The sequence below is a fragment of the Bacillus sp. C28GYM-DRY-1 genome (genome assembly GCF_030519405.1).
Classification (GTDB): Bacteria; Bacillota; Bacilli; order Bacillales; family Bacillaceae; genus Bacillus; species Bacillus spizizenii_A.
Window position 1 is genome coordinate 1 of record NZ_JAUMKF010000008.1, and the last position, 21,474, is coordinate 21,474.

The 21,474-nt window shown below is 46.4% G+C and carries 15 protein-coding genes and 1 pseudogene; 9 read left to right on the top strand and 7 right to left on the bottom strand.

Annotation, left to right across the window (positions count from 1 at the left end; translation table 11 throughout):
* On the top strand, positions 1-84 hold an 84-nt coding region (locus tag Q3W56_RS09465; RefSeq protein ID WP_131121716.1), incomplete at its 5' end, for an IS3 family transposase.
* Between the two features lie 60 nt (positions 85-144).
* Here Q3W56_RS09465 and zinU read toward each other — a convergent pair.
* Positions 145-1,338 carry a zinc metallochaperone ZinU gene (gene zinU / locus Q3W56_RS09470; protein WP_302895283.1) on the bottom strand — a complete coding sequence of 398 codons (1,194 nt, stop codon included), beginning with the start codon at positions 1,336-1,338 and terminating at the stop codon, positions 145-147.
* Between the two features lie 333 nt (positions 1,339-1,671).
* Positions 1,672-2,877, bottom strand: a complete 1,206-nt coding sequence (locus Q3W56_RS09475; protein ID WP_302895284.1) for an MFS transporter — start codon at positions 2,875-2,877, stop codon at positions 1,672-1,674.
* A 180-nt stretch (positions 2,878-3,057) separates the two neighbouring features.
* On the opposite strand from Q3W56_RS09475, the gene nirB reads away from it, so the two are divergent.
* The 5 genes from nirB to cobA all read left to right on the top strand — a co-directional run bounded on the left by nirB (position 3,058) and on the right by cobA (position 11,914).
* Entirely contained in the window at positions 3,058-5,373 is a 2,316-nt protein-coding gene (nirB, locus tag Q3W56_RS09480) for a nitrite reductase large subunit NirB (RefSeq protein WP_302895285.1), read from the top strand.
* A gap of 6 nt (positions 5,374-5,379) precedes the next feature.
* Positions 5,380-7,512 carry an assimilatory nitrate reductase catalytic subunit NasC gene (gene nasC, locus Q3W56_RS09485; RefSeq protein WP_302895286.1) on the top strand — a complete coding sequence of 711 codons (2,133 nt, stop codon included), beginning with the start codon at positions 5,380-5,382 and terminating at the stop codon, positions 7,510-7,512.
* Between the two features lie 120 nt (positions 7,513-7,632).
* A complete protein-coding gene (gene nasD / locus Q3W56_RS09490; RefSeq protein ID WP_302895287.1) occupies positions 7,633-10,050 on the top strand; it encodes an NADPH-nitrite reductase in 2,418 nt (805 codons plus the stop codon).
* A 32-nt stretch (positions 10,051-10,082) separates the two neighbouring features.
* Entirely contained in the window at positions 10,083-10,403 is a 321-nt protein-coding gene (gene nirD, locus Q3W56_RS09495) for a nitrite reductase small subunit NirD (RefSeq protein ID WP_019713265.1), read from the top strand.
* Between the two features lie 59 nt (positions 10,404-10,462).
* The gene (gene cobA / locus Q3W56_RS09500; protein ID WP_302895288.1) at positions 10,463-11,914 is read left to right on the top strand and encodes a uroporphyrinogen-III C-methyltransferase; all 1,452 of its coding nucleotides are present in this window, start codon (positions 10,463-10,465) and stop codon (positions 11,912-11,914) included.
* 221 nt (positions 11,915-12,135) lie between these two features.
* On the opposite strand, the pseudogene Q3W56_RS09505 reads toward cobA, so the two are convergent.
* Positions 12,136-13,134 (bottom strand): annotated as a pseudogene (locus tag Q3W56_RS09505) (NAD(P)/FAD-dependent oxidoreductase).
* A gap of 166 nt (positions 13,135-13,300) precedes the next feature.
* Between Q3W56_RS09505 and Q3W56_RS09510 the strand changes: the two are divergent.
* The 3 genes from Q3W56_RS09510 to Q3W56_RS09520 all read left to right on the top strand — a co-directional run bounded on the left by Q3W56_RS09510 (position 13,301) and on the right by Q3W56_RS09520 (position 15,998).
* A complete protein-coding gene (locus Q3W56_RS09510) occupies positions 13,301-14,155 on the top strand; it encodes an alpha/beta fold hydrolase (RefSeq protein ID WP_302895289.1) in 855 nt (284 codons plus the stop codon).
* A 96-nt stretch (positions 14,156-14,251) separates the two neighbouring features.
* Positions 14,252-15,136, top strand: a complete 885-nt coding sequence (locus tag Q3W56_RS09515; RefSeq protein ID WP_302895388.1) for a permease — start codon at positions 14,252-14,254, stop codon at positions 15,134-15,136.
* A gap of 4 nt (positions 15,137-15,140) precedes the next feature.
* A complete protein-coding gene (locus tag Q3W56_RS09520) occupies positions 15,141-15,998 on the top strand; it encodes a TIGR03943 family putative permease subunit (protein WP_019713259.1) in 858 nt (285 codons plus the stop codon).
* Between the two features lie 34 nt (positions 15,999-16,032).
* Here the strand turns inward: Q3W56_RS09520 and putR are convergent, their stop codons facing one another.
* The 4 genes from putR to putB form a co-directional block, all read right to left on the bottom strand.
* Positions 16,033-17,268: a proline utilization transcriptional regulator PutR gene (gene putR, locus Q3W56_RS09525; protein ID WP_268400847.1), complete on the bottom strand. Its 1,236-nt coding sequence runs from the start codon at positions 17,266-17,268 to the stop codon at positions 16,033-16,035.
* Positions 17,269-17,420: 152 nt separating this feature from the next.
* The gene (putP, locus tag Q3W56_RS09530) at positions 17,421-18,875 is read right to left on the bottom strand and encodes a sodium/proline symporter PutP (RefSeq protein ID WP_483298526.1); all 1,455 of its coding nucleotides are present in this window, start codon (positions 18,873-18,875) and stop codon (positions 17,421-17,423) included.
* 91 nt (positions 18,876-18,966) lie between these two features.
* The gene (gene pruA / locus Q3W56_RS09535; RefSeq protein ID WP_302895290.1) at positions 18,967-20,514 is read right to left on the bottom strand and encodes an L-glutamate gamma-semialdehyde dehydrogenase; all 1,548 of its coding nucleotides are present in this window, start codon (positions 20,512-20,514) and stop codon (positions 18,967-18,969) included.
* A gap of 17 nt (positions 20,515-20,531) precedes the next feature.
* Positions 20,532-21,443 (bottom strand): proline dehydrogenase PutB, encoded by a 912-nt coding sequence (putB, locus tag Q3W56_RS09540; protein ID WP_080010228.1) that lies wholly within the window; start codon positions 21,441-21,443, stop codon positions 20,532-20,534.
* Positions 21,444-21,474 lie beyond the last annotated feature (31 nt).

Sequence of the window (21,474 nt, forward strand, 5' to 3'; positions counted from 1 at the left end):
TACATTCATTATTATAACAATATTCGTATTCAAACGAAACTAAACAACCAATCACCGATAAACTATCGACAATTGGCTGTTTAAAAGGTGTTTTGATCCCTGTCTCAAAAACGGGGGTCAGTCCCTCTGGAGACGGCTTTTTTCCTATTGATTCAGCTTCCACTTGAACGGATCCTCAAACAGCGACCAGTCGGAATCAAATTCATACTCTGTCAGCAGGCATTGATCAAGCTCTTTCGTGATCGCTTCATCATCCAAATCTGTTCCGATAACCACCAGCTGCGTCAGACGGTCGCCGAATTCCGGATCCCACTCCTCCAAGATTTCCGGCTCCTGCTGTCTGACTTGCTCCTGCTCAAGCTTCGGCAGCGCCGCCACCCAATACGAAACAGGCTCAATTGTAACCGACGGACCTGCTTGCGACATCAGCAAAGCGAGATTGTTATGCGAGGCGCACCAGACAATTCCTTTGGCACGAACCACATTTTTTGGCATTTGATCCATCCAATGATAAAACCGTGTAGAATGAAACGGCAGGCGTCTTTTATACACAAATGAAGAGATGCCGTATTCTTCTGTTTCCGGGGTGTGTTCCGTATGGCCTGCTGTCAGTTCTTGAATCCAGCCGGCTGACCCGCTCGCTTCCTCGAAGTTAAATAACCCTGTATGCAAAATTTCTTGAGGTTTTACATTTCCTTTGACGGAACGAATGAATTTGGCTCTTGGCTGCAGTGTGCGAAGCACTTTTTCAAGCTGTTCAAGCTCTTGCTCACTGACCAAGTCACATTTATTCAAGATCAGAACATCACAAAACTCGATTTGATCGATCAAGAGGTCGGCAATGTCTCTTTCATCCTCTTCCCCCAACGCTTCTTTGCGATCCAGAAGACTATCGCCTGACTGATAATCATGCCAAAAACGGTTGGCATCAACCACTGTCACCATCGTATCCAGCTGACAGAATTTTGTTAGGTCGATCCCCATCTCTTCATCGATATAAGAAAAAGTCTGAGCCACCGGGATTGGTTCACTAATTCCTGTCGATTCGATGACGATATAATCAAACCGTCCGTCTTTTGCCAGCTTCTCGACTTCAATTAATAAGTCTTCACGAAGCGTGCAGCAAATACAGCCGTTTGACATTTCCACAAGCTTTTCATCTGTTCTGGAAAGGCCTCCTTCCTGTTTAACCAAGCCTGCATCAATGTTCACCTCACTCATATCGTTGACGATGACCGCTATTTTTAAGCCTTCACGATTTTGCAGAATGCTGTTCAGCAATGTTGTTTTTCCCGCGCCAAGATAACCGCTCAGTACGGTAACCGGTATTTTTTTCATATTAATGTCCCCCTCATAAAATAGAATCATTACGATTTATTTTGTATGCTTCGCCGTATATGCAATGGTGTAAGCAGCTTTTCGTGCTCCGGAAATATTTCTCGCTGTCTGCCCGATTTCTCACTCAGCAAAGGCTCCCATCACATATAAGCCTTTCCCTCATTGTAAATCCTTGCCAACAAACGAAAAACCGCAGCGTGTAGCGTGTATTGATTCAATCAGAAAACTCCTCTCATCTATAAATCGTAACTATTACTATTTATTTTGAACGCTTCACCGATTAAAATCAAGAGAAAATAAAAAAGACACGCACAAAGACGTGTCCGTCAAAACCTAAGCATCAGCCGGGCTGCTTTCCGCGCTCCAGCTTTTTCTCCAGTAATAGCCTGCGGCAAGCACGAGTGCAAACGCCAGCAGCGCGATAAAGGAAAACGTGACAAAACCGATGGCATATGTGCCTGTCATCTGCTTTAACGATCCTAAGATGTTCGGCAGGAAAAACCCTCCGATGCCGCCGGCCGCGCCGACAATCCCCGTCACCATGCCGATTTCTTTGCGGAAGCGCTGCGGAACGAGCTGAAATACGGCTCCATTACCCATTCCGAGCCCCATCATTCCGACAAACAAAAGAACGATGACCATTGAGAAAGACGGCAGGCTGCTGACCCCGGCCATACATAGGGCCACGATGACAAACAATACAGAAAGCACTTTTGTGCCGCCGACACGATCGGAAATCCAGCCCCCGACAGGCCGGAAAAAGCTTCCCGCCGCCACACATAATGTAACGAAATCGCCCGCGTGAATTTTTGACAGCTGGTATTGATCGACAAAGAAAATAGATAAAAAGCTTGATAGCCCGACAAATCCACCGAAAGTGACACTGTACAGCAGGCAGAAGAACCATGTTTCCTTTTTCCCGAACACATGCAGATAGTTTTTAAGCGGCTGAGGCGCAGGCTGTGCAGGAGAATCCTTTGCCATGGACACAAAAAGAATATAGACGATTAATAAAGGAATAAGCGCAATTCCCATGACAATGTGCCAGCCGAACTGCTCTGCAAGACGCGGGCCAAACAGGGTTGCAAATAATGTGCCGCTGTTCCCCGCGCCGGCAATCCCCATCGCAAGCCCCTGCAAATGAGGCGGATACCACCGGCTTGCCATAGGCAGCGCAACGGCAAAGCTTGCCCCCGCCACGCCAAGCAGAATCCCGATGGCATACAGCTCAGAAAGTGAGCGGCCGCCAAATGTCCCCCACAGCAGGGGAATCATTGTCACTAGCATCCCGATCATTGCCGTTTTTTTCGGTCCGATTCTGTCCGTTAAAATACCTAAAATGATACGAAACACAGATCCTGATAAAATCGGCACAGCCACGACAAGCCCTTTCTCAAAAGGAGATAAGCCAAAATCCTGAGAAATATAAACACCCAGCGCCCCAAGCATAACCCATATCATAAAACTCACATCAAAGTATAAAAAGGAACAGAGCAAAGTGAGTGGATGACCGCTAGTTTTCAGTTCCGACAGCTTCATAAGATTCCCCTTTCTTGACCCTCTATTATTTTGAATTTTCTCAATCAAGAATATATGACCATTTTTTTCTGGAAAAGACATGTGTAAGTTTTTGTGACACGTTTAATGCGTTAACAGAGCATTGTGACATAATTTTTAATAGGAGAACACTTACACGCTGTGTCAAAGGAGGTCTGGTACATGAAGAAACAAAGATTAGTGTTAGCAGGGAATGGAATGGCCGGAATTCGCTGTATTGAAGAAGTTTTAAAGCTGAATCGCCAAATGTTCGAAATTGTCATTTTCGGAAGCGAACCGCATCCCAACTATAATCGCATTCTCCTATCCTCTGTATTGCAGGGTGAGGCGTTACTCGAGGACATTACACTGAACAGCGAGGATTGGTACGACAAGCACGGGATTACTCTTTACACAGGCGAAAAGGTTGTTCAAATTGATACAACTCAGCAGCGGGTCATCACGGATCGGAAACGCAACCTGTCTTATGACAAATTAATAGTGGCAACAGGCTCCTCCCCTCATATTCTCCCCATTCCCGGGGCGGACAAAGAAGGCGTCTACGGATTTCGAACAATAGAAGACTGCCAAGCGTTGATGAACATGGCCAAACACTATCAAAAGGCAGCGGTAATCGGAGGCGGCTTATTAGGGCTGGAAGCCGCAGTCGGTTTACAGCATCTCGGCATGGATGTCAGCGTCATTCATCACTCAGCAGGCATTATGCAAAAACAGCTCGATCAAACGGCGTCGCGGCTGCTGCAGTCGGAGCTGGAGCGGAAAGGCTTAACCTTTCTCTTGGAAAAAGACACCGTATCCATTTCTGGCACCTCGCGGGCAGACGGCATCCGTTTTAAAGACGGCTCTTCATTGAAAGCAGACTTGATTGTGATGGCGGCTGGCGTAAGGCCGAATATTCAATTGGCTGTGTCAGCCCGAATCGCAGTAAACCGCGGGATCATCGTGAATGACTATATGCAGACGAGCGAACCGAATGTGTATGCCGTCGGGGAATGCGCCGAGCATAACGGAACGGTGTATGGTTTGGCAGCCCCGCTTTATGAACAGGGAAAAGCTCTCGCCAAACATATTTGCGGTGTTCCATGTGAGGGGTATCAAGGGTCAGCACCATCTTCAGCTTTAAAAATAGCTGGAATGGATGTGTGGTCAGCTGGAAAGGTTCACGAGGATGAACGCACGACGAGTATTAAAATCTACGATGAACAAACAGGCATTTATAAAAAAGCACTTTTTGAGGATGACAAACTGGCCGGCGTTATTTTATTCGGAGATACACGCGACAAGCAGCGATGTCTCGACAGCCTGCGCAAACAAAGAGACATTTCCATTGTCAAAAAGCAGATCTTTGAACCGGAGAAAACCGGCACTTTATTTGATTCCATGCCTTCCAGCGAAACGATTTGCCAATGCAACTCAGTGACGAAAGGCGCGATTGAAGAAGCGGTGCACACGAAAGGCCTCACAACTGTTGAGGAACTCAAGCACTGCACCAAAGCATCTGGGTCCTGCGGAGGGTGCAAGCCGCTCGTTGAAGACCTTTTGACGCATTTGACCAGCAGCGAATATACAGAGCCCGCTGGCACTCCTTCGTTTTGCGGCTGTACTGATTTTACAGAAGACGATATCATTGCCGAACTTCAGCGCAGGCCTTTCACTCATCCGGGAGAAGCGATGAGCCGGCTTGGCTGGAAAACGAAGGATGGATGCGGCAAATGTGTTCCGGCGATTCAATACTACCTGGAAATGCTTCATCCCGGTTTTGTTCAGCCTGAGTCAGCCGCCGAAGATACATGCATCCTCATTCCGCAAATGTACGGCGGGCGAACAAACGCGGAGCAGCTAAGAAACATCGCCAATATCATCGAGGCATACAGCATCTCTGACGTATCCATCACTCACGGCCAAAGACTGAAGCTTTCAGGGATCAAACCTGCGGATCTCCCAAACATCAAAAAAGACCTGAAAATGCCCGTACACTCAAACGAACACCACCGCGCGCTGCAAAGTGTCAAAGCATGTACATGCGGACAAAACCGATCGATTCAACAGCTGGCAGCCCATATCGAGAGACATCTTGAGATGCTTTCCATGCCCGCTTATATTTCTATCAGCTTATCATGCGAAACAGACTGCACCGATGCCGCCATACAAGATTTTGGCGCGATTCAGACCCAAGCTGGCTGGGACATTTACATCGGCGGCGTCCGGGGAACTCATGCCCGTTCCGGAGCTCTGTTTTGCGTTACAGACAACGCTGACAGCACGGCCGGCATGATCAAAGGACTGATACAGTATTACCGTGAGACAGCTCATTACTTAGAAGCCGTTCACCAGTGGATGGACCGTCTCGGGATCGTGCATATCAGAGAAGTGCTATTTGAGGATGACCTTAGGACACAGCTGCTGCATAGCCTCCAAACAGACCTGGCACTGATTCAAAAACCGCCTGTACAGGCTGGCGCACATAAGAAAGGATGAGGCATTTTGACTGAACGACTGCTTAGATATTTCCGAGATAAACAGCAAGACATCCAATCAGAAAAAACGTATGACACCCAATGCCCGTTTTGCAGCATGCAGTGCAAAATGCAGCTCGTGGAACAAACCATCATCACTCGGAAAAAGTACACAGCGATCGGGATTGATAATCCTACGACACAGGCCCGGTTATGCATGAAGGGCATGAACGCCCACCAGCATGCCCTGAACTCCTCCCGCATCACCCGGCCGCTGCTGAAGAAGGACGGTGAATTCATGCCTGTTTCCTGGGAAGAAGCACTGAATCATATCAAAGACCAAGTGACTATGATTCAACACGAACACGGCCATGATGCCATGGCTGTATACGGAAGCGCTTCGATTACGAATGAAGAAGCGTATTTGTTAGGGAAGTTCGCACGGGTTGGCTTACAGACAAAATACATCGACTACAACGGGAGGCTTTGTATGTCCGCCGCAGCAACCGCAGCTAACCAAACATTCGGTGCGGACAGAGGCTTAACGAATCCCTTATCAGACATTCCCCACACTCGTGTGATCATTCTGGCCGGGACCAATATTGCGGAATGCCAGCCAACAATTATGCCGTATTTTGAAAAAGCGAAAGAAAACGGCGCTTACATCATTGCCATTGATCCGCGCGAAACAGCAACAACGAAAATCGCTGATCTTCATCTGAAAATCAAACCCGGCACAGACGCCGCCCTTGCGAACGCCCTCGTCAAAATCATAATCGACGAACAGCTCGTAAACGAAGATTTCATCCGATCACGAACAAATGGATTTGCAGAGCTGAAACAGCATATTGACGCGCTGAGCCTGAATGATATCTCTGAAAAGACGAGTGTCCCCCTTGCGCACATACGAAAAGCCGCAGTGAAGTTTGCCAAGGAAACCTCCGGCATGCTGTTTACAGCCCGCGGGATCGAACAGCAAACCGATGGAACAGCGGCTGTAAAGGGTTTCTTAAACATGGTGCTCATCACAGGAAAAATCGGCAAACCTTACTCGGGCTATGGGGCGATCACCGGACAAGGCAACGGGCAAGGCGCCAGAGAGCATGGCCAAAAAGCCGATCAGCTCCCGGGCTACCGTTCGATTGAAAATGAAGAACATCGGTCGCATATTGCGAAAGTGTGGGGAATCCATCAGAATGATCTGCCGCGAAAAGGTGTCTCAGCCTATGAAATGATAGAAAAAATTAATGACGGTGACATCAAAGGGCTGTTCCTCATGTGCTCAAACCCTGCGGTCTCCAGCCCAAATGCAAATCTCGTGAAAAAAGCTCTGAGAAAACTGACATTCTTTGTCGCGATCGATTTGTTTATTTCTGAGACTGCGAAATACGCAGATGTGATTTTGCCCGCCTCCTCTTATTTAGAAGATGAGGGCACCATGACAAATGTCGAAGGCCTCGTGACTTTGAGAGAAGCAAGCCGGCCGTGTCCCGGTGAAGCAAAGCATGATTGGCAGATCATTTGTGAGATCGCATCCGCTCTCGGGAAGGGCCGTTATTTTTCTTACACGTCAGCAGAGGATATTTTTAATGAATTGAGAGAAGCAAGCCGAGGCGGGATTGCTGATTATTCAGGCATCACATACGACAGGCTCAGACGTGAAGGCGGCATTCATTGGCCATGTCCGGAACCTGATCATCCCGGAACAGGGCGTTTGTTTGCGGACTCATTTGCACACCCGGATCAAAAAGCAGCACTAAGTGTGATTCCAATCGAACCGGCTGTTCCAAAAGAGAATCCGACAGCGGATTATCCGCTGTATTTAACGACAGGCAGGGTCATGGCCCATTACTTAACAGGCGTCCAAACGAGAAAAAGCGCCGCCCTTGCCGCGAGACACTTTGAATCATTTATGGAAATTCATCCACAAACAGCAGAGACCTACAATATCAAGGACCGTGTACTGGTAAAAATAGAATCCCCTCGGGGAAGCATCATCGTCCGCAGCAAATTATCAGAACAAATCAGAAAAGACACCATTTTTGTTCCCATCCACTGGGCAGATGCTCAAAATGTGAATGATTTAATCGGCGAAGCTTTAGATCCAGACTGTAAAATGCCCGGTTTTAAGGTATGCGCCGTCCGAATCAGACCTATTTAAATTTTTCATAAATTTTTTAGAACTTTTCGTATATTTTGTTACATTTTATAACATGTATCTTAAATATTCCTTTTTGCTGTGCTACGCTGAAAAAAACATTGATAAGGAGCGGATCATCTGATGGGAAAAAAACAGCTAGTTCTTGTTGGAAATGGAATGGCCGGGGTAAGGGCCATTGAAGAAATATTGAGTGTTGCAAAAGACGAGTTTCAGATCACAATTTTCGGTGCCGAACCGCATCCCAACTACAACCGAATCCTTTTGTCAAAAGTGCTTCAAGGCGATACAGATATTAAAGATATTACGTTAAACGATTGGGACTGGTACGAAGAAAACAATATTCAATTGTATACAAATGAAACAGTCATCAAAGTGGACACGGAAAACAAAACAGTCATCACAGATACAGACAGAATTCAGCCTTACGATGAGTTGATCCTGGCAACAGGCTCTGTCCCTTTTATCCTTCCGATCCCGGGCGCAGACAAAAAAGGGGTAACAGCTTTCCGGGACATAAAAGATACAGACACGATGCTCGCCGCGTCAAAACAATATAAAAAAGCGGCCGTCATCGGCGGTGGCCTCCTTGGTTTGGAAGCCGCACGCGGACTATTGAATCTAGGTATGGACGTGTCTGTCATCCACCTCGCGCCATTCCTCATGGAACGCCAGCTTGATGCAACAGCAGGACGCCTGCTGCAAAACGAGTTAGAAAAACAAGGCATGACCTTTTTACTTGAAAAGCAAACCGAAGAAATTGTCGGGGATGGACGTGTTGAAGGTCTCCGCTTCAAAGACGGCACAAGCATTGAAGCTGACTTAGTCGTGATGGCTGTCGGCATCCGCCCGAATACACAGCTTGGCGCAGAAAGCGGCGTTCCGGTTAACCGCGGAATCATTGTCAACGATTATATGCAAACTGAAATCCCGCACATTTATGCGGTCGGCGAATGCGCTGAGCACCGGGGAATCGCATATGGGCTCGTGGCGCCGCTCTATGAACAGGCAAAAGTGCTGGCGAAGCATATTTGCGGCATTGAAACAAAACCGTATGAAGGCTCCGTTCTCTCCACTCAGTTAAAGGTTTCAGGCGTCGAGGTCTTCTCTGCCGGTGACTTTAACGAATCAGATGAGAAAAAAGCGATTAAGGTTTTCGATGAACAGGACGGCATCTATAAAAAAATTGTCCTGAAAGGCAATCAAATTGTCGGTGCTGTTTTATTTGGCGACAGCAGCGAGGGCAATCGCTTACTTTCTATGATTCAAAAAGAAGCCGATATTACTGAAACCTCTAAAATATCAATCTTACAGCCTCTCAACCAAGAAGCAGGCACGAGCATTACCGCAGCGATGAGCGACGATGAAATCATCTGCGGCTGTAACGGCGTGTCAAAAGGTGCAATTATTCAATCCATACAGGAAAAAGGCTGCTCGTCAACGGATGAGATCAAAGCATGCACCGGTGCATCCCGCTCATGCGGAGGCTGTAAGCCGCTCGTAGAAGAAATCCTCCAGCATACGCTCGGATCAGACTTTGATGCGTCAGCGCAAAAAGAAGCGATTTGCGGCTGCACCACATTGTCGAGAGATGAAGTCGTAGAAGAAATCAAAGCCAAAGGGCTGTCACATACAAGAGAAATCATGAACGTGCTCGGCTGGACAACGCCAGAAGGCTGTTCCAAATGCCGGCCGGCCCTGAACTACTACTTAGGCATGATCCATCCAACCAAATATGAGGATGACCGGACATCCCGCTTTGTTAACGAACGAATGCACGCCAATATTCAAAAAGACGGAACATATTCAGTCGTTCCCCGGATGTACGGCGGCGTGACCAACTCCACAGATTTGCGCAAGATCGCCGATGTCGTCGACAAATATGAGATCCCGCTCGTGAAAATGACAGGCGGCCAGCGAATTGATCTTATCGGCGTGAAAAAAGAAGACCTTCCGAAGGTATGGGAAGATCTTGATATGCCGTCAGGCTACGCGTACGGAAAGACACTGCGCACAGTCAAAACATGCGTAGGCGAGCAATTCTGCCGCTTCGGGACGCAAGACTCCATGGCACTGGGCATTGCGCTTGAAAAAAAATTCGAAGGACTCAATACACCTCATAAAGTGAAAATGGCCGTGTCTGCCTGCCCGCGAAACTGTGCGGAATCCGGCATTAAGGACCTTGGCGTTGTCGGGATTGACGGAGGCTGGGAGCTTTATGTCGGCGGAAACGGCGGAACTCATTTACGTGCCGGTGATTTGCTGATGAAGGTGAAAACAGATGAAGAAGTCTTAGAATACGCAGGCGCTTACCTGCAATATTACCGGGAAACCGCGAACTATCTGGAGCGTACTTCCGCATGGCTTGAGCGCGTCGGTTTATCCCATGTCCAATCCGTGCTAAACGATCCGGAAAAGCGGCAGGAGCTGAACGACCGAATGAATGAAACACTCTCTGTCCACAAGGATCCTTGGAAGAACTTCCTGGAAAACAAACAAACCTCTAAAGAGTTATTTGAAAATGTCGTGACCACATCATAATGACAAAAAACAATCATTGAGGAGGAATGGACATGGTAAACAAAGACGGAACAAAAGTATGTATCGGGAAAATTGAAGAATTGCCTGAACAATTAGGCAAAACAGTGTATATTGAAGATAAGGAGCTTGCGGTTTTCAAGCTTTCAAACGGAAGCATCCGCGCCATCGAAAACCGCTGCCCGCATAAGGGCGGAGTCCTGGCTGAAGGGATCGTCAGCGGAGAATATGTTTTCTGCCCAATGCACGACTGGAAAATCTCCTTAGAAGACGGAATTGTCCAAGAACCAGATCACGGATGCGTCAAAACATACGAAACGCTGATCGAGGGAGACCATGTTTATCTCGTATATTGATCAACAGACCGGATCACTTTTAAGTGATCCTTCATTTTTTACAGTGACGGAAGGATGACATGATCATGAAGAACGGAATCGTATATTTCGTGGGAGCGGGTCCCGGCGATCCAGGGCTCCTCACCATCAAAGGAAAACAGGCGTTGGAGGAAGCAGATGTTATTTTATATGACCGGCTCGCCAACCCGAAGCTGCTCGAATTCGCATCACAGGACTGCCAGTTTATTTATTGCGGAAAACTGCCAGACCGCCACTTTATGAAACAAAGAGAAATCAACGCCCTGCTGGTTGAAAAAGCTTCAATGGGGTTAACCGTTGTCCGTTTAAAAGGCGGAGATCCGAGTGTATTCGGCAGAGTCGGCGAGGAAGCAGATGCTCTTCATGAGCACGGCATCCGTTATGAAATGGTGCCGGGGATTACTTCTGGAATTGCAGCGCCGCTATATGCGGGCATCCCCGTTACACATCGGGATTTCGCATCGTCTTTTGCCATGATTACTGCGCATGATACATCTTTAAAAGGCACACCGAATCTCGACTGGGAAGGACTTGCCCGGAGCGTTCAAACCCTTGTCTTTTACATGGGCGTCAAGAATTTATCATATATTTGCCAGCAGCTCATCGCATACGGAAAATCGCCTTCTGTCCCTGTCATTGTGATCCAATGGGGTACGTGGGGCCGGCAGCGGAGCGTGAAAGGATCGCTTGAGAACATTCAGCAAAAAGTACAGGAACACCAAATCACAAACCCTGCGATTATCGTCATTGGAGATATCGTTCATTTTCAAACACACAGCTGGTTTGAAAGCCAACCACTCATCGGCCAGCACATAATGGTTGCCACTCATGGCGAGGATGAAGACCCGCTTGCAGACAAGCTGCGTGCTTCCGGTGCCGATGTCATCGAATGGCCGAAATGGCGGACTGAGAACATGCCTGTCAATGAAAAGATTCTTCAAAAGATCGGCACCTTTGAAGACATTTTCTTCACATCTCGCCGTGCGGTTTGTGAATTTTTCAAAGCACTGGCTTCTAAGAAAATCGACATCCGCCAGCTGACAGCCCGCCTAAGTGCGGCATCTGAACATGCAGAGACGGAGCTTAAAAACCGGGGGTTCCTCATCTCAGCCATTCAGCCTGATTCAGAAAAACGTCTTGTAGTCGGGAGTCGGCATGCAGTGGAAAACATGAAAAAGCATGAGTCCTGTTCGTTTTATATCACTCATGAAAACGTCATAGATGATCGATTCACTCACATGATTCAGCGAACCATCAATGAATCTCCGCTGCACATGATCATATGCCCAAGCAAACCGTCCGTTCAGCAATTGATCAGCGCAGTCGAACAGATTGGCATTTCGCTGGAACCATCAGCAAGCCGGCCTCCTATCGTCTGCATAGGCGATAATTCAGCTGCCGGCGCCTATGGATTCACAGCGGTCCAAGGACAGGATGAATTGTTTGAATTGATTCAGAATCAACAGGCGGAAAAAAAGCTTCTTCATAGCTGATTGCTCACAGCCCTTTCCTTAAAGGGCTGTTCAGCGTGTCGACAAACCCTCGCATTCGTTGTCAGTCCTGCGCGTTGGTGCTCACGAATTGCTGCATTCGCTGTGCTCCAATGCTCGTCCTTCCTAGACTTCAAGGGTTTTCAATCACGCTGAAAAGATGACAAAGTCATAAAACGAAAACCTTGTCAACAATCTGAGCAGCCCTTTCCTTAAGGGCTGTTTTATTTATGCACCAATTTTTTTGTGATGAGTTGAATACATCGCCATGTTCTCGGCCTTAGGGTCCAAATAAGCCTTCGCGCTGTTGACCGCTGTCGGGCCTTCCGTAAAGCCGCCGGCAATCAATCTCAGTTTACTTTCATAAAAAGCCGCGTCACCCGCAACAAACACACCCGGAAGATTCGTCCGCATATGTCTGTCAGCTTTCACCCTGCCTTCTTCAATCTCAAGCCCCCACTCCTTCATCGGTCCGAGATCAATTTTGAACCCATGGTTAATGATCAGCTCGTCAACCTCTATGTCTTTTCTATGGCCAGTCGCAGTATGACAAACAGTCACACTTTGGATGCGCTCTTCATCGCCGCTCAGCTGTTCCAGGCGATAAGGAGTGAGTACACGCACCGATGATTGCTTCATCTTCGTCACGCTGCTTTCCATTCCGCCGAATTCATCGCGCCGGTGAATGACAGTCACAGACGCCGCAATCGGTTCCAGCTCATTGGCCCAATCGACTGCAGTATCACCGCCGCCTGATATTACGACCCGCTTTCCTTTAAATGCATCAAGCTTCTCCACTCCATAATGAAGATTTTTGCCCGCATACCGGGTCGCATCCTCACTGTCAAACTCATTGACCTCAAGGGTTCCCATGCCGACAGCTAAAATCACCGTACATGTCCTTCAGAACTTGTTAGCACAATGGTGTCGTCTTCCAAGCGTTCAAATCCGGTTACACGCTGATTCAGCACGATATCAGGATCAAACGTCGCTGCCTGCTCCATCAGCTGCTTGACAAGCTGCTTCCCTGCAATTCCCGGTATTCCGCCGATATCACGAATGATTTTTTCAGGAAAGAATAAAGACACCTTCCCTCCAAGCCGCGGCAAAAATTCGATTACTTTCGTTTTCAGCTCCCGCATTCCGCAGTAAAAAGCTGTAAACAGCCCGATCGGCCCCCCGCCTATAATCGTAACGTCATATACCTCTTGATACTCAGCCATCCGTCCTGCCTCCGTTCACCTCTATATCTAAACCGTTCCGTTTTAATTGAGAATGAATATCAATAAAAAGTATATCATATTTCCCGAGCCTTTGTTTATTCATTTCTTCCCTTGTCGTCAATTGTTGAAAACTCTATAATAGGCAGAAAACAAATGGGAGAAACAGATGAAAAGACGAGTCGAAACAATCACTCTCGAAGGACACACAATGGAATATTCTGTAATAGGCAGTGGAGCCCCCATTCTTGTCATGCATGGCGGGCATTCAAATTGTTACGAGGAATTCGGATACACGGCGCTGATTGAGCATGGGTATTCCATCATCACGCCTTCAAGGCCAGGCTATGGACGGACGTCAAAAGAGATTGGAATAAGTCTGGCCGACGCCTGCCGTCTCTATGTGAATATATTAGATCATTTACAAATCGACAGTGTCCATGTGGTGGCCATCTCAGCAGGAGGGCCGAGCGGCATAAGCTTTGCCTCACATTATCCGGAAAGGGTAAACACTCTGACCCTGCAATCCGCGGTCACCAAAGAATGGCTCACCCCCAAAGATACTGAATATAAAATGGGGAAAATCCTCTTCCGCCCGCCGTTGGAAAAATGGATGTGGAAGCTGATTTCTTATCTAAATAACGCCTTCCCGCGTTTGATGTTTCAAGCCATGAGCCCACAATTCAGCACACTATCGTTTCAGCGAATCAAGTCTATGATGGATGAAAAAGACATAGAAGCATTTCGGAAAATGAACAGCCGGCAGCGCTCAGGTGAAGGATTTCTGCTTGACTTGTCACAAACAGCCGCTATCTCTTCAAAAGAGCTGCAGGCCATCTCATGCCCCGTACTGATTATGCAAAGTGTTTATGATGGGTTTATCGACAAGTCACATGCACATTATGCAAAAGAACATATTCCTGACGCTGTTCTCTGTCTGCTTCACTCATGGGGACACCTGATTTGGCTCGGGAAAGAAGCTGCCGAAACAGATAGAATCATACTTGAATTTTTGGAATCCTAAACAAAGTGAAACAATCCTTCCCCCTCCTCCGTCAAACAAGCAGTGCCTTTTTTCTGGTATGATAAGAGGCAGCTTACCATGAGCGGAGGTTTTATTGTGACAGCACAATCATCTTTTCTTCAGCTGAATTCTATTTTTATCAGCATTTTAATAGAAGCCATTCCGTTTATTCTGATTGGCGTCATACTTTCCGGAATCATTCAAATGTTTGTTTCTGAAGAAATGATTGCGAGGATCATGCCGAAGAACCGCTTTCTCGCCGTTTTATTCGGTGCGCTAGCCGGGGTTTTATTTCCTGCCTGCGAATGCGGCATTATCCCGATTACAAGGCGGCTTCTGCTAAAGGGGGTTCCTCTGCATGCGGGCGTTGCGTTCATGCTGACCGCGCCGATCATCAATCCTATCGTCTTATTTTCTACTTTTATTGCGTTCGGGAATAGATGGAGCGTTGTCTTTTATCGGGGCGGACTGGCGCTCGCCGTTTCGGTGATCATTGGGATCATCTTATCCTATCAATGTAAAGATAACCAGCTTTTAAAGCCTGATGAACCCGGGCAACACCATCATCATCACCACACCCTGTTACAAAAGCTGGGTGGGACGTTGCGTCATGCCATTGATGAATTTTTCTCCGTGGGGAAATATTTAATTATCGGCGCCTTTATCGCAGCCGCTATGCAGACGTATGTCAAAACATCCACACTGCTTGCGATCGGGCAGAATGATGTATCTTCTTCCCTTGTGATGATGGGGCTTGCGTTTGTCTTATCGCTTTGTTCAGAAGTTGATGCGTTCATCGCATCTTCCTTCAGCAGCACATTTTCTTTAGGCTCGCTCATCGCCTTTCTCGTCTTCGGTGCGATGGTGGATATTAAGAATCTATTGATGATGCTTGCGGCCTTCAAAAAACGATTTGTTTTCCTGCTGATTACGTACATTGTCGTGCTCGTCTTGGCGGGATCACTATTGGTAAAGGGGTGATCGAGTGTTTCGTCTATTGGTGCTGATGGGATTTACGTTTTTCTTTTATCATCTGCACGCCTCAGGAAATCTTACAAAATATATCAATATGAAATATGCCTATCTTTCCTTTATTGCGATCTTCCTGTTGGCCATTCTGACAGCCGTTCAAGCATATGTGTTTATCAAATCGCCGGATAAAGGCGGGCATCACAATGATCATGATTGCGGGTGCGGCCATGATCACGAGCATGACCATGAACAAAACAAGCCATTTTATCAGCGTTATTTGATTTATCTTGTTTTTCTTTTTCCTTTAGTGTCGGGAATCTTCTTCCCGATTGCGACGCTTGACTCATCCATTGTCAAAACAAAGGGGTTCTCGTTTAAAGCGATGGAAAGTGGAGATCATTACTCCCAAACACAGTATTTGCGGCCTGACGCCAGTCTTTATTATGCGCAAGACAGCTACGACAAACAGATGAAACAGCTGTTTAATAAGTATTCCAGCAAGAAAGAGATTTCTCTGACCGATGATGACTTCCTAAAAGGAATGGAAACCATTTATAACTATCCGGGTGAATTTCTCGGTCGGACGATTGAATTTCATGGATTTGCGTACAAAGGAAACGCGATTAACAAAAACCAGCTGTTCGTATTGAGGTTTGGCATCATTCACTGTATCGCTGATTCCGGCGTATACGGGATGCTTGTGGAGTTTCCGGAGGACATGAACATCAAGGATGATGAATGGATTCAAATTAAGGGCACGCTGACCTCAGAATATTACCAGCCATTCAAGTCGACTCTCCCTGTCGTGAAAGTAACCGACTGGAATACCATAAAAAAACCTGATGATCCGTACGTTTACAGAGGATTTTAAGTGAAGACGAAACCAGTACAAGTACTGGTTTCTTTTATTTCTTTTTCATCAGCATCAAATCAAGATACAGCTGGCACCGCGTCCTGAAATCATTCAAATCAATCGACGTCATTTCGGTAATCTGTTTGATGCGGTAATTCAGTGTATTTTGGTGAATAAACAGCTGTTCAGCTGCAGGTTTTGTTTTGCAGTTATTGAGGAGGTAGATTTCCAAGGTTTTAAGCAGCTCGGTGCTGCTTTCTTGGTCTTTCGCTTTTAATAAAGCCAAATCCTTATTCTCGTATTCTAAAAATTCGTTTTTCTGTTCGATGCTTTCTAAATAGCGGTAAATGCCGAGTTTGGCATATTCATATGGAATGTTTTCCTGATTGCCGGTGATTTCTGCGGCTTTGATGACTTCAAGTGCTTCTGTATAACTCTTGCCGAGTTTTAAAAGGTGATCATATTCGTTTCCGATACCGATATAAATAGGGGTAGGTATTTTCTGAAAGTGAAAATGTGTTAACAGCTTGTTAATAAATTCTGAAGCTGCCGAGGAGACGGAGCTTTTTGGGGAAAAACTCGCAACGACGATGACAATATTTGATTCGATCGTTAAGACATGACTGACTTTATCCCGTAAATTCAGGTACGACCTGATATTTTCCTTTAAATCCTCAACCGCTTCCCCATCTCCATTCGCTGCATGCAGGATCACAACTGAAAACATGGAAGGCAGCACGGTGTTGATTCTTTCGGCTTCCCGTCTGAGTTCCTTCTCAGTGGTAAATTGCTGATAGATCGCCCGTTTAATGAGATCTTCTGCTTTTTCTTCCTTTTCCTGTTTCAGCTTATTCGTTTTATAAATGATTTTCCCGACATGGAAAGAGGTCTCATACAAAAAGTCGAGTTCTTCTTCCGTCAGATTTTGGTCCAGCTCTTGAACCCAGATGTAGCCCATGACTTCCCCTTTGTGCTTTGCACTCACGACCACCCTCTGGTTTAACCCAATGCTTTCAATTTTATTGACGCGAAAAGGCTCAGGTTCGGTTTTCAGTTTTTCAATGATTCCATCCTTCAGGAACCTCTCGAAAATCTGCACCGGACATTTTTTTGAAAAAATAGTCTGCTGGTTGGCAGAATCAAAATGGTTAATATAGTAAGAATTATAGGCTAACAAAAAGAAATCCGCGCTTTCCAGTATGACTGGTTTTTGCAGTTCATAACTGATAAAATCAATCAGCTTATCAACATCTGAAAATGAAAAAACTCTCTCTAAAAGCTCTTCCATACCTTTTTCTCCTATACTTTTTTTACTTTAATCATATCCATACGGGGGCTTTTTGTATAGAAAAAAATACGTTTGTTTCCAAAAGAAAAAAACATCTGCTTAAAAGGAGAAAAGAGGAAAAAGGGACAATCCCTTCCTCCTCCTTTCCCTGTTTATTGTGACATTGTATCTTGGTAGTCTTTAAACTGGTCTGCGACAGCTTGTGACGGAGCCTGCGTCAATACACTGACGATAAAGACAGATAATAGACTCGCAGCAAAACCAGGTATGATTTCATACAGAACGTCCGAAAGACCGGCATTCGCCCAAATGATTACAGTTGCTGCTCCCACAATCATGCCGGCGAGTGCCCCCCATTTGGTCATTCGTTTCCAAAACAGACTGAGCAGTACAACCGGCCCGAATGATGCACCGAAGCCCGCCCAAGCATAGCTTACCAATCCAAGGATTGTATTATTTTTCTCCCAAGCAAGGAATAATGCGATGACAGAAATCACAAGCACAGCCATACGGCCCAAAAACACCAGCTCTTTATCAGATGCTGAGCGTCTGAACATCGACTTATACAAATCTTCTACCAGAGAGCTTGATGTCACAAGCAGCTGGGAAGAAATTGTACTCATAATTGCGGCCAAAATAGCTGAAATCAGAAAACCTGTGATAATCGGATGGAACAAAATATTCCCTAATTGAATAAAAATCGTCTCAGGGTCCTTCAGTGTCATGCCATTCTTATGGTAATAAGCGATTCCGCCCAAACCGGTCAGCACAGCGCCAACTGCCGACAAAATCATCCAGCCCATCCCGATTCTGCGCGCTCTTTTGATCTCTTTGACAGACGTTATCGCCATAAAACGCACAATGATATGCGGCTGGCCAAAGTATCCCAAACCCCAGGCAAACAAAGAAATAATGCCAAGGACGCTTGTTCCTTTGAGCATATTAAACATATCTGGGTCAACAGAGCGGATTTCAGTAACGGTTTCACTTGCTCCCCCCGTGTGGAAAAACGTAACGATCGGAACAAGGATGAGTGCGGCAAACATAATGATTCCCTGAACAAAATCTGTCCAGCTGACTGCCAAAAAGCCGCCAAACAGGGTATATACCACAACCACACCAGTCACAACCCACAAGCCTGTATGATATTCCATCCCCAAAATACTGTTGAATAAAACCCCGCCGGATACCATTCCAGACGAAACATAAAATGTGAAAAAGACTAAGATCACAATCCCTGAAAACAGTCTCAGCAGCTTCGAATGGTCTCCGAAGCGATTCTCTAGGAACCCGGGAATTGTGATGGAATTCCCCGCTTGTTCAGTGTAGGTTCTCAGGCGTGGCGCAACATAGAGCCAGTTCGCCCATGCTCCAAGGCAAAGTCCGAATACAATCCAAATACCGCTCAGACCTGTTGAAAACATGGCACCCGGGAGCCCCATCAGCAGCCAGCCGCTCATATCGGCAGCACCGGCACTGAGAGCGGTTACCGCTGGACCCAAAGAGCGTCCTCCAAGCATGTAATCCGTCAGGTTTGACGTGCGCTTGTAAGCAAAGTAGCCGATCAGCAGCATCCCCGCCATATAAATACAAATCGAGATAATCAGCTGTGTGTTTTCTATGGCACTTCCTCCTCTTTTTTATGGTATATGGATGAAATGGACATCCCCGCAGGGAGGATGCCCATTTAGTCCCGCTTTAGAACATTTCACTGATTGTTTTAGCCTGCATGTGCAGTGCCAAGTAATCCGGTCCGCCTGCTTTTGAATCCGTTCCGGACATTTTGAAGCCGCCAAACGGATGGTACCCGACGATAGCGCCTGTACAGTTGCGGTTGAAGTACAGATTTCCGACATGGAACTCCTGTTTCGCACGCTCGATGTGCTTACGGTTATTAGTGATAACTGCGCCTGTCAAACCGTATTCAGTATTGTTTGCGACTTCTAAAGCTTCATCAAAGTTTGACACTTTAGAAAATGCAACGACAGGTCCAAAAATTTCTTCCTGCATGAGTCGTGCTTTCGGATCAAGGTCAGCGAAGATCGTCGGTTTGATGAAGTATCCTTTCGAATCGTCACCAGTGCCGCCGCTTACTAAACGCCCTTCCTGTTTTCCGATCTCAATATAGCTCATAATTTTATCGTAAGAACCTTGGTCAATGACAGGTCCCATATAAACATTCGCACTGTCAGGTTTTGCTGTTACTTTAGATTCCGTAATTTCAATGACACGCTTCAATACCTGATCATACACTTTTTCATGGACTACTGCACGTGAACCTGCAGAACATTTTTGTCCCGCAAAGCCGAACGCTGATGTAAAGATGGATTGAGCTGCCAATTCAATGTCCGCATCCTCATCGACAACAACCGTATCCTTACCGCCCATTTCAGCAATAACACGCTTTAAGTGCTGCTGTCCAGGCTGAACCTTCGCCGCACGTTCAAAAATTCTCGTACCCACTTCTCTTGACCCCGTAAATGTGATAAGGCTTGTTTTCGGATGGTCCACAAGGTAGTCACCGACTTCCGCTCCGCTGCCAGGAACAAAGTTGACTACGCCTTTTGGCAATCCGGACTCTTCTAGGACCTCAACGAATTTTGCAGCAATGACAGGTGTAGCACTCGCAGGTTTTAGAACTACTGTGTTTCCAGTAACGATCGGCGCCACTGTTGTTCCTGCCATGATCGCAAACAAGAAGTTCCAAGGCGGAATAACAACTGTTACACCAGTTGGTGTGTACACATATTGGTTTTTCTCGCCTTCACGGCTGTTGACCGGTTTGCCTTTTGCCAGTTCGATCATTTGGCGCGCATAATACTCCATGAAGTCAATTGCTTCAGCTGTATCAGCGTCCGCTTCGTTCCAAGGCTTTCCTGCCTCTTTTACAAGCAAAGCGGAAAATTCATGTTTTCTTCTGCGGACTTTAGCAGCAGCGCGGAACAGGACAGCCGCTCTTTCTTCAGGAGACGTGTATCTCCACTCTTCGAACGCTTTCGCAGCCGCTTCAATTGCTTGCTCAGCGTGCTCTTGAGTAGCTTTTGACACTCGGCCGACGATTTCTTCTTTATCTGCCGGGTTGATCGAAACGATTTTCGCTTCTGTTTCCACTCTCTCGCCGTTAATGACTAGCGGATAGTCTTTACCTAAATATTCGCTTACTGTCGCAAGCGCTTTTTTAAACGCTTCCACGTTGTTTGGATCCTGGAAATTTGTGAACGGTTCGTGTTTGTAAGGTGTTGTCATGTTAATCTCTCCTTTTTTTACTTCTTTGTCATTCCTTTGAAAGCGAATGCAATGTTTGACGGACGTTCTGCAAGGCGTCTCATAAAGTAGCCGTACCAATCTTCGCCGTATGGCAGGTAGACTCTCATGTTATAACCTTCTTTTACGAGGCTGAGCTGGGTTTGCGACCGCATGCCGTACAGCATCTGAAATTCAAACTGGTCATTGGCGATGCCATTTTCTTTGGCAAGCTGCTTTGTATAATCGATCATTTTGTCGTCATGTGTGGCAATCGCTGTATAGTGACCGTTTAAGAGCTGCTTTCGGATGATTTTTTTGTAATTTTCATCGACATCGCTTTTCTCCGGGTAAGCTACTTTTTCTGACTCTTTATAAGCTCCTTTTACAAGGCGAAGGAACGGGTTTAAAGAATCCAAATCGTCAATATCTTTTTCCGTCCGATACAGATAGGCTTGCAGCACTGTGCTAACATATTCGTATTTCTTTCTGAAATCTTTGAAAATATCAAGCGTTTTCTGGCATCTGACTTCATCTTCCATGTCGATGGTGACCATAATTTTATGCTTCTCGGCCGTCTGGAGGATTTTCGTCATATTTTCATACACCAGATCCATATCTATATCCAGACCTAGAGACGTCATTTTTAAAGAAACGTGTGAGTTCAGCTGCTGATCCGCAATCGTCGCAATGGTTTGAATACATTCTTCCGTACGCTCCCGAGCGACCGCAGCGCTGTTTACAAACTCGCCTAAATGATCGACAGTAACTGACAAACCTTGGCTGTTAAGCTGTCGAATGGTCGGGATTGAACTGTTAAAATCATTCCCTCCGATAATTTTACCCGCTGCTACTCTGCTTCCCCAGTTCTTTGCCATTTTATTGAGAAAGCCGCTTTTGGATAAAAATAAGAAAAAATCTCTTGTGATCACTTCCAACCTCAACACCCCGCAATCTAAGAAG

What these genes read in the sequence shown, in the direction of transcription:
- zinU (WP_302895283.1), bottom strand. Translation starts at nt 1,338, where the DNA reads ATGAAAAAAATACCGGTTACCGTACTGAGCGGTTATCTTGGCGCGGGA.
- nirD (WP_019713265.1), top strand. Translation starts at nt 10,083, where the DNA reads ATGGTAAACAAAGACGGAACAAAAGTATGTATCGGGAAAATTGAAGAA.
- cobA (WP_302895288.1), top strand. Translation starts at nt 10,463, where the DNA reads ATGATCATGAAGAACGGAATCGTATATTTCGTGGGAGCGGGTCCCGGC.
- nirB (WP_302895285.1), top strand. Translation starts at nt 3,058, where the DNA reads ATGAAGAAACAAAGATTAGTGTTAGCAGGGAATGGAATGGCCGGAATT.
- nasD (WP_302895287.1), top strand. Translation starts at nt 7,633, where the DNA reads ATGGGAAAAAAACAGCTAGTTCTTGTTGGAAATGGAATGGCCGGGGTA.
- Q3W56_RS09510 (WP_302895289.1), top strand. Translation starts at nt 13,301, where the DNA reads ATGAAAAGACGAGTCGAAACAATCACTCTCGAAGGACACACAATGGAA.
- pruA (WP_302895290.1), bottom strand. Translation starts at nt 20,514, where the DNA reads ATGACAACACCTTACAAACACGAACCGTTCACAAATTTCCAGGATCCA.
- putR (WP_268400847.1), bottom strand. Translation starts at nt 17,268, where the DNA reads ATGGAAGAGCTTTTAGAGAGAGTTTTTTCATTTTCAGATGTTGATAAG.
- Q3W56_RS09475 (WP_302895284.1), bottom strand. Translation starts at nt 2,877, where the DNA reads ATGAAGCTGTCGGAACTGAAAACTAGCGGTCATCCACTCACTTTGCTC.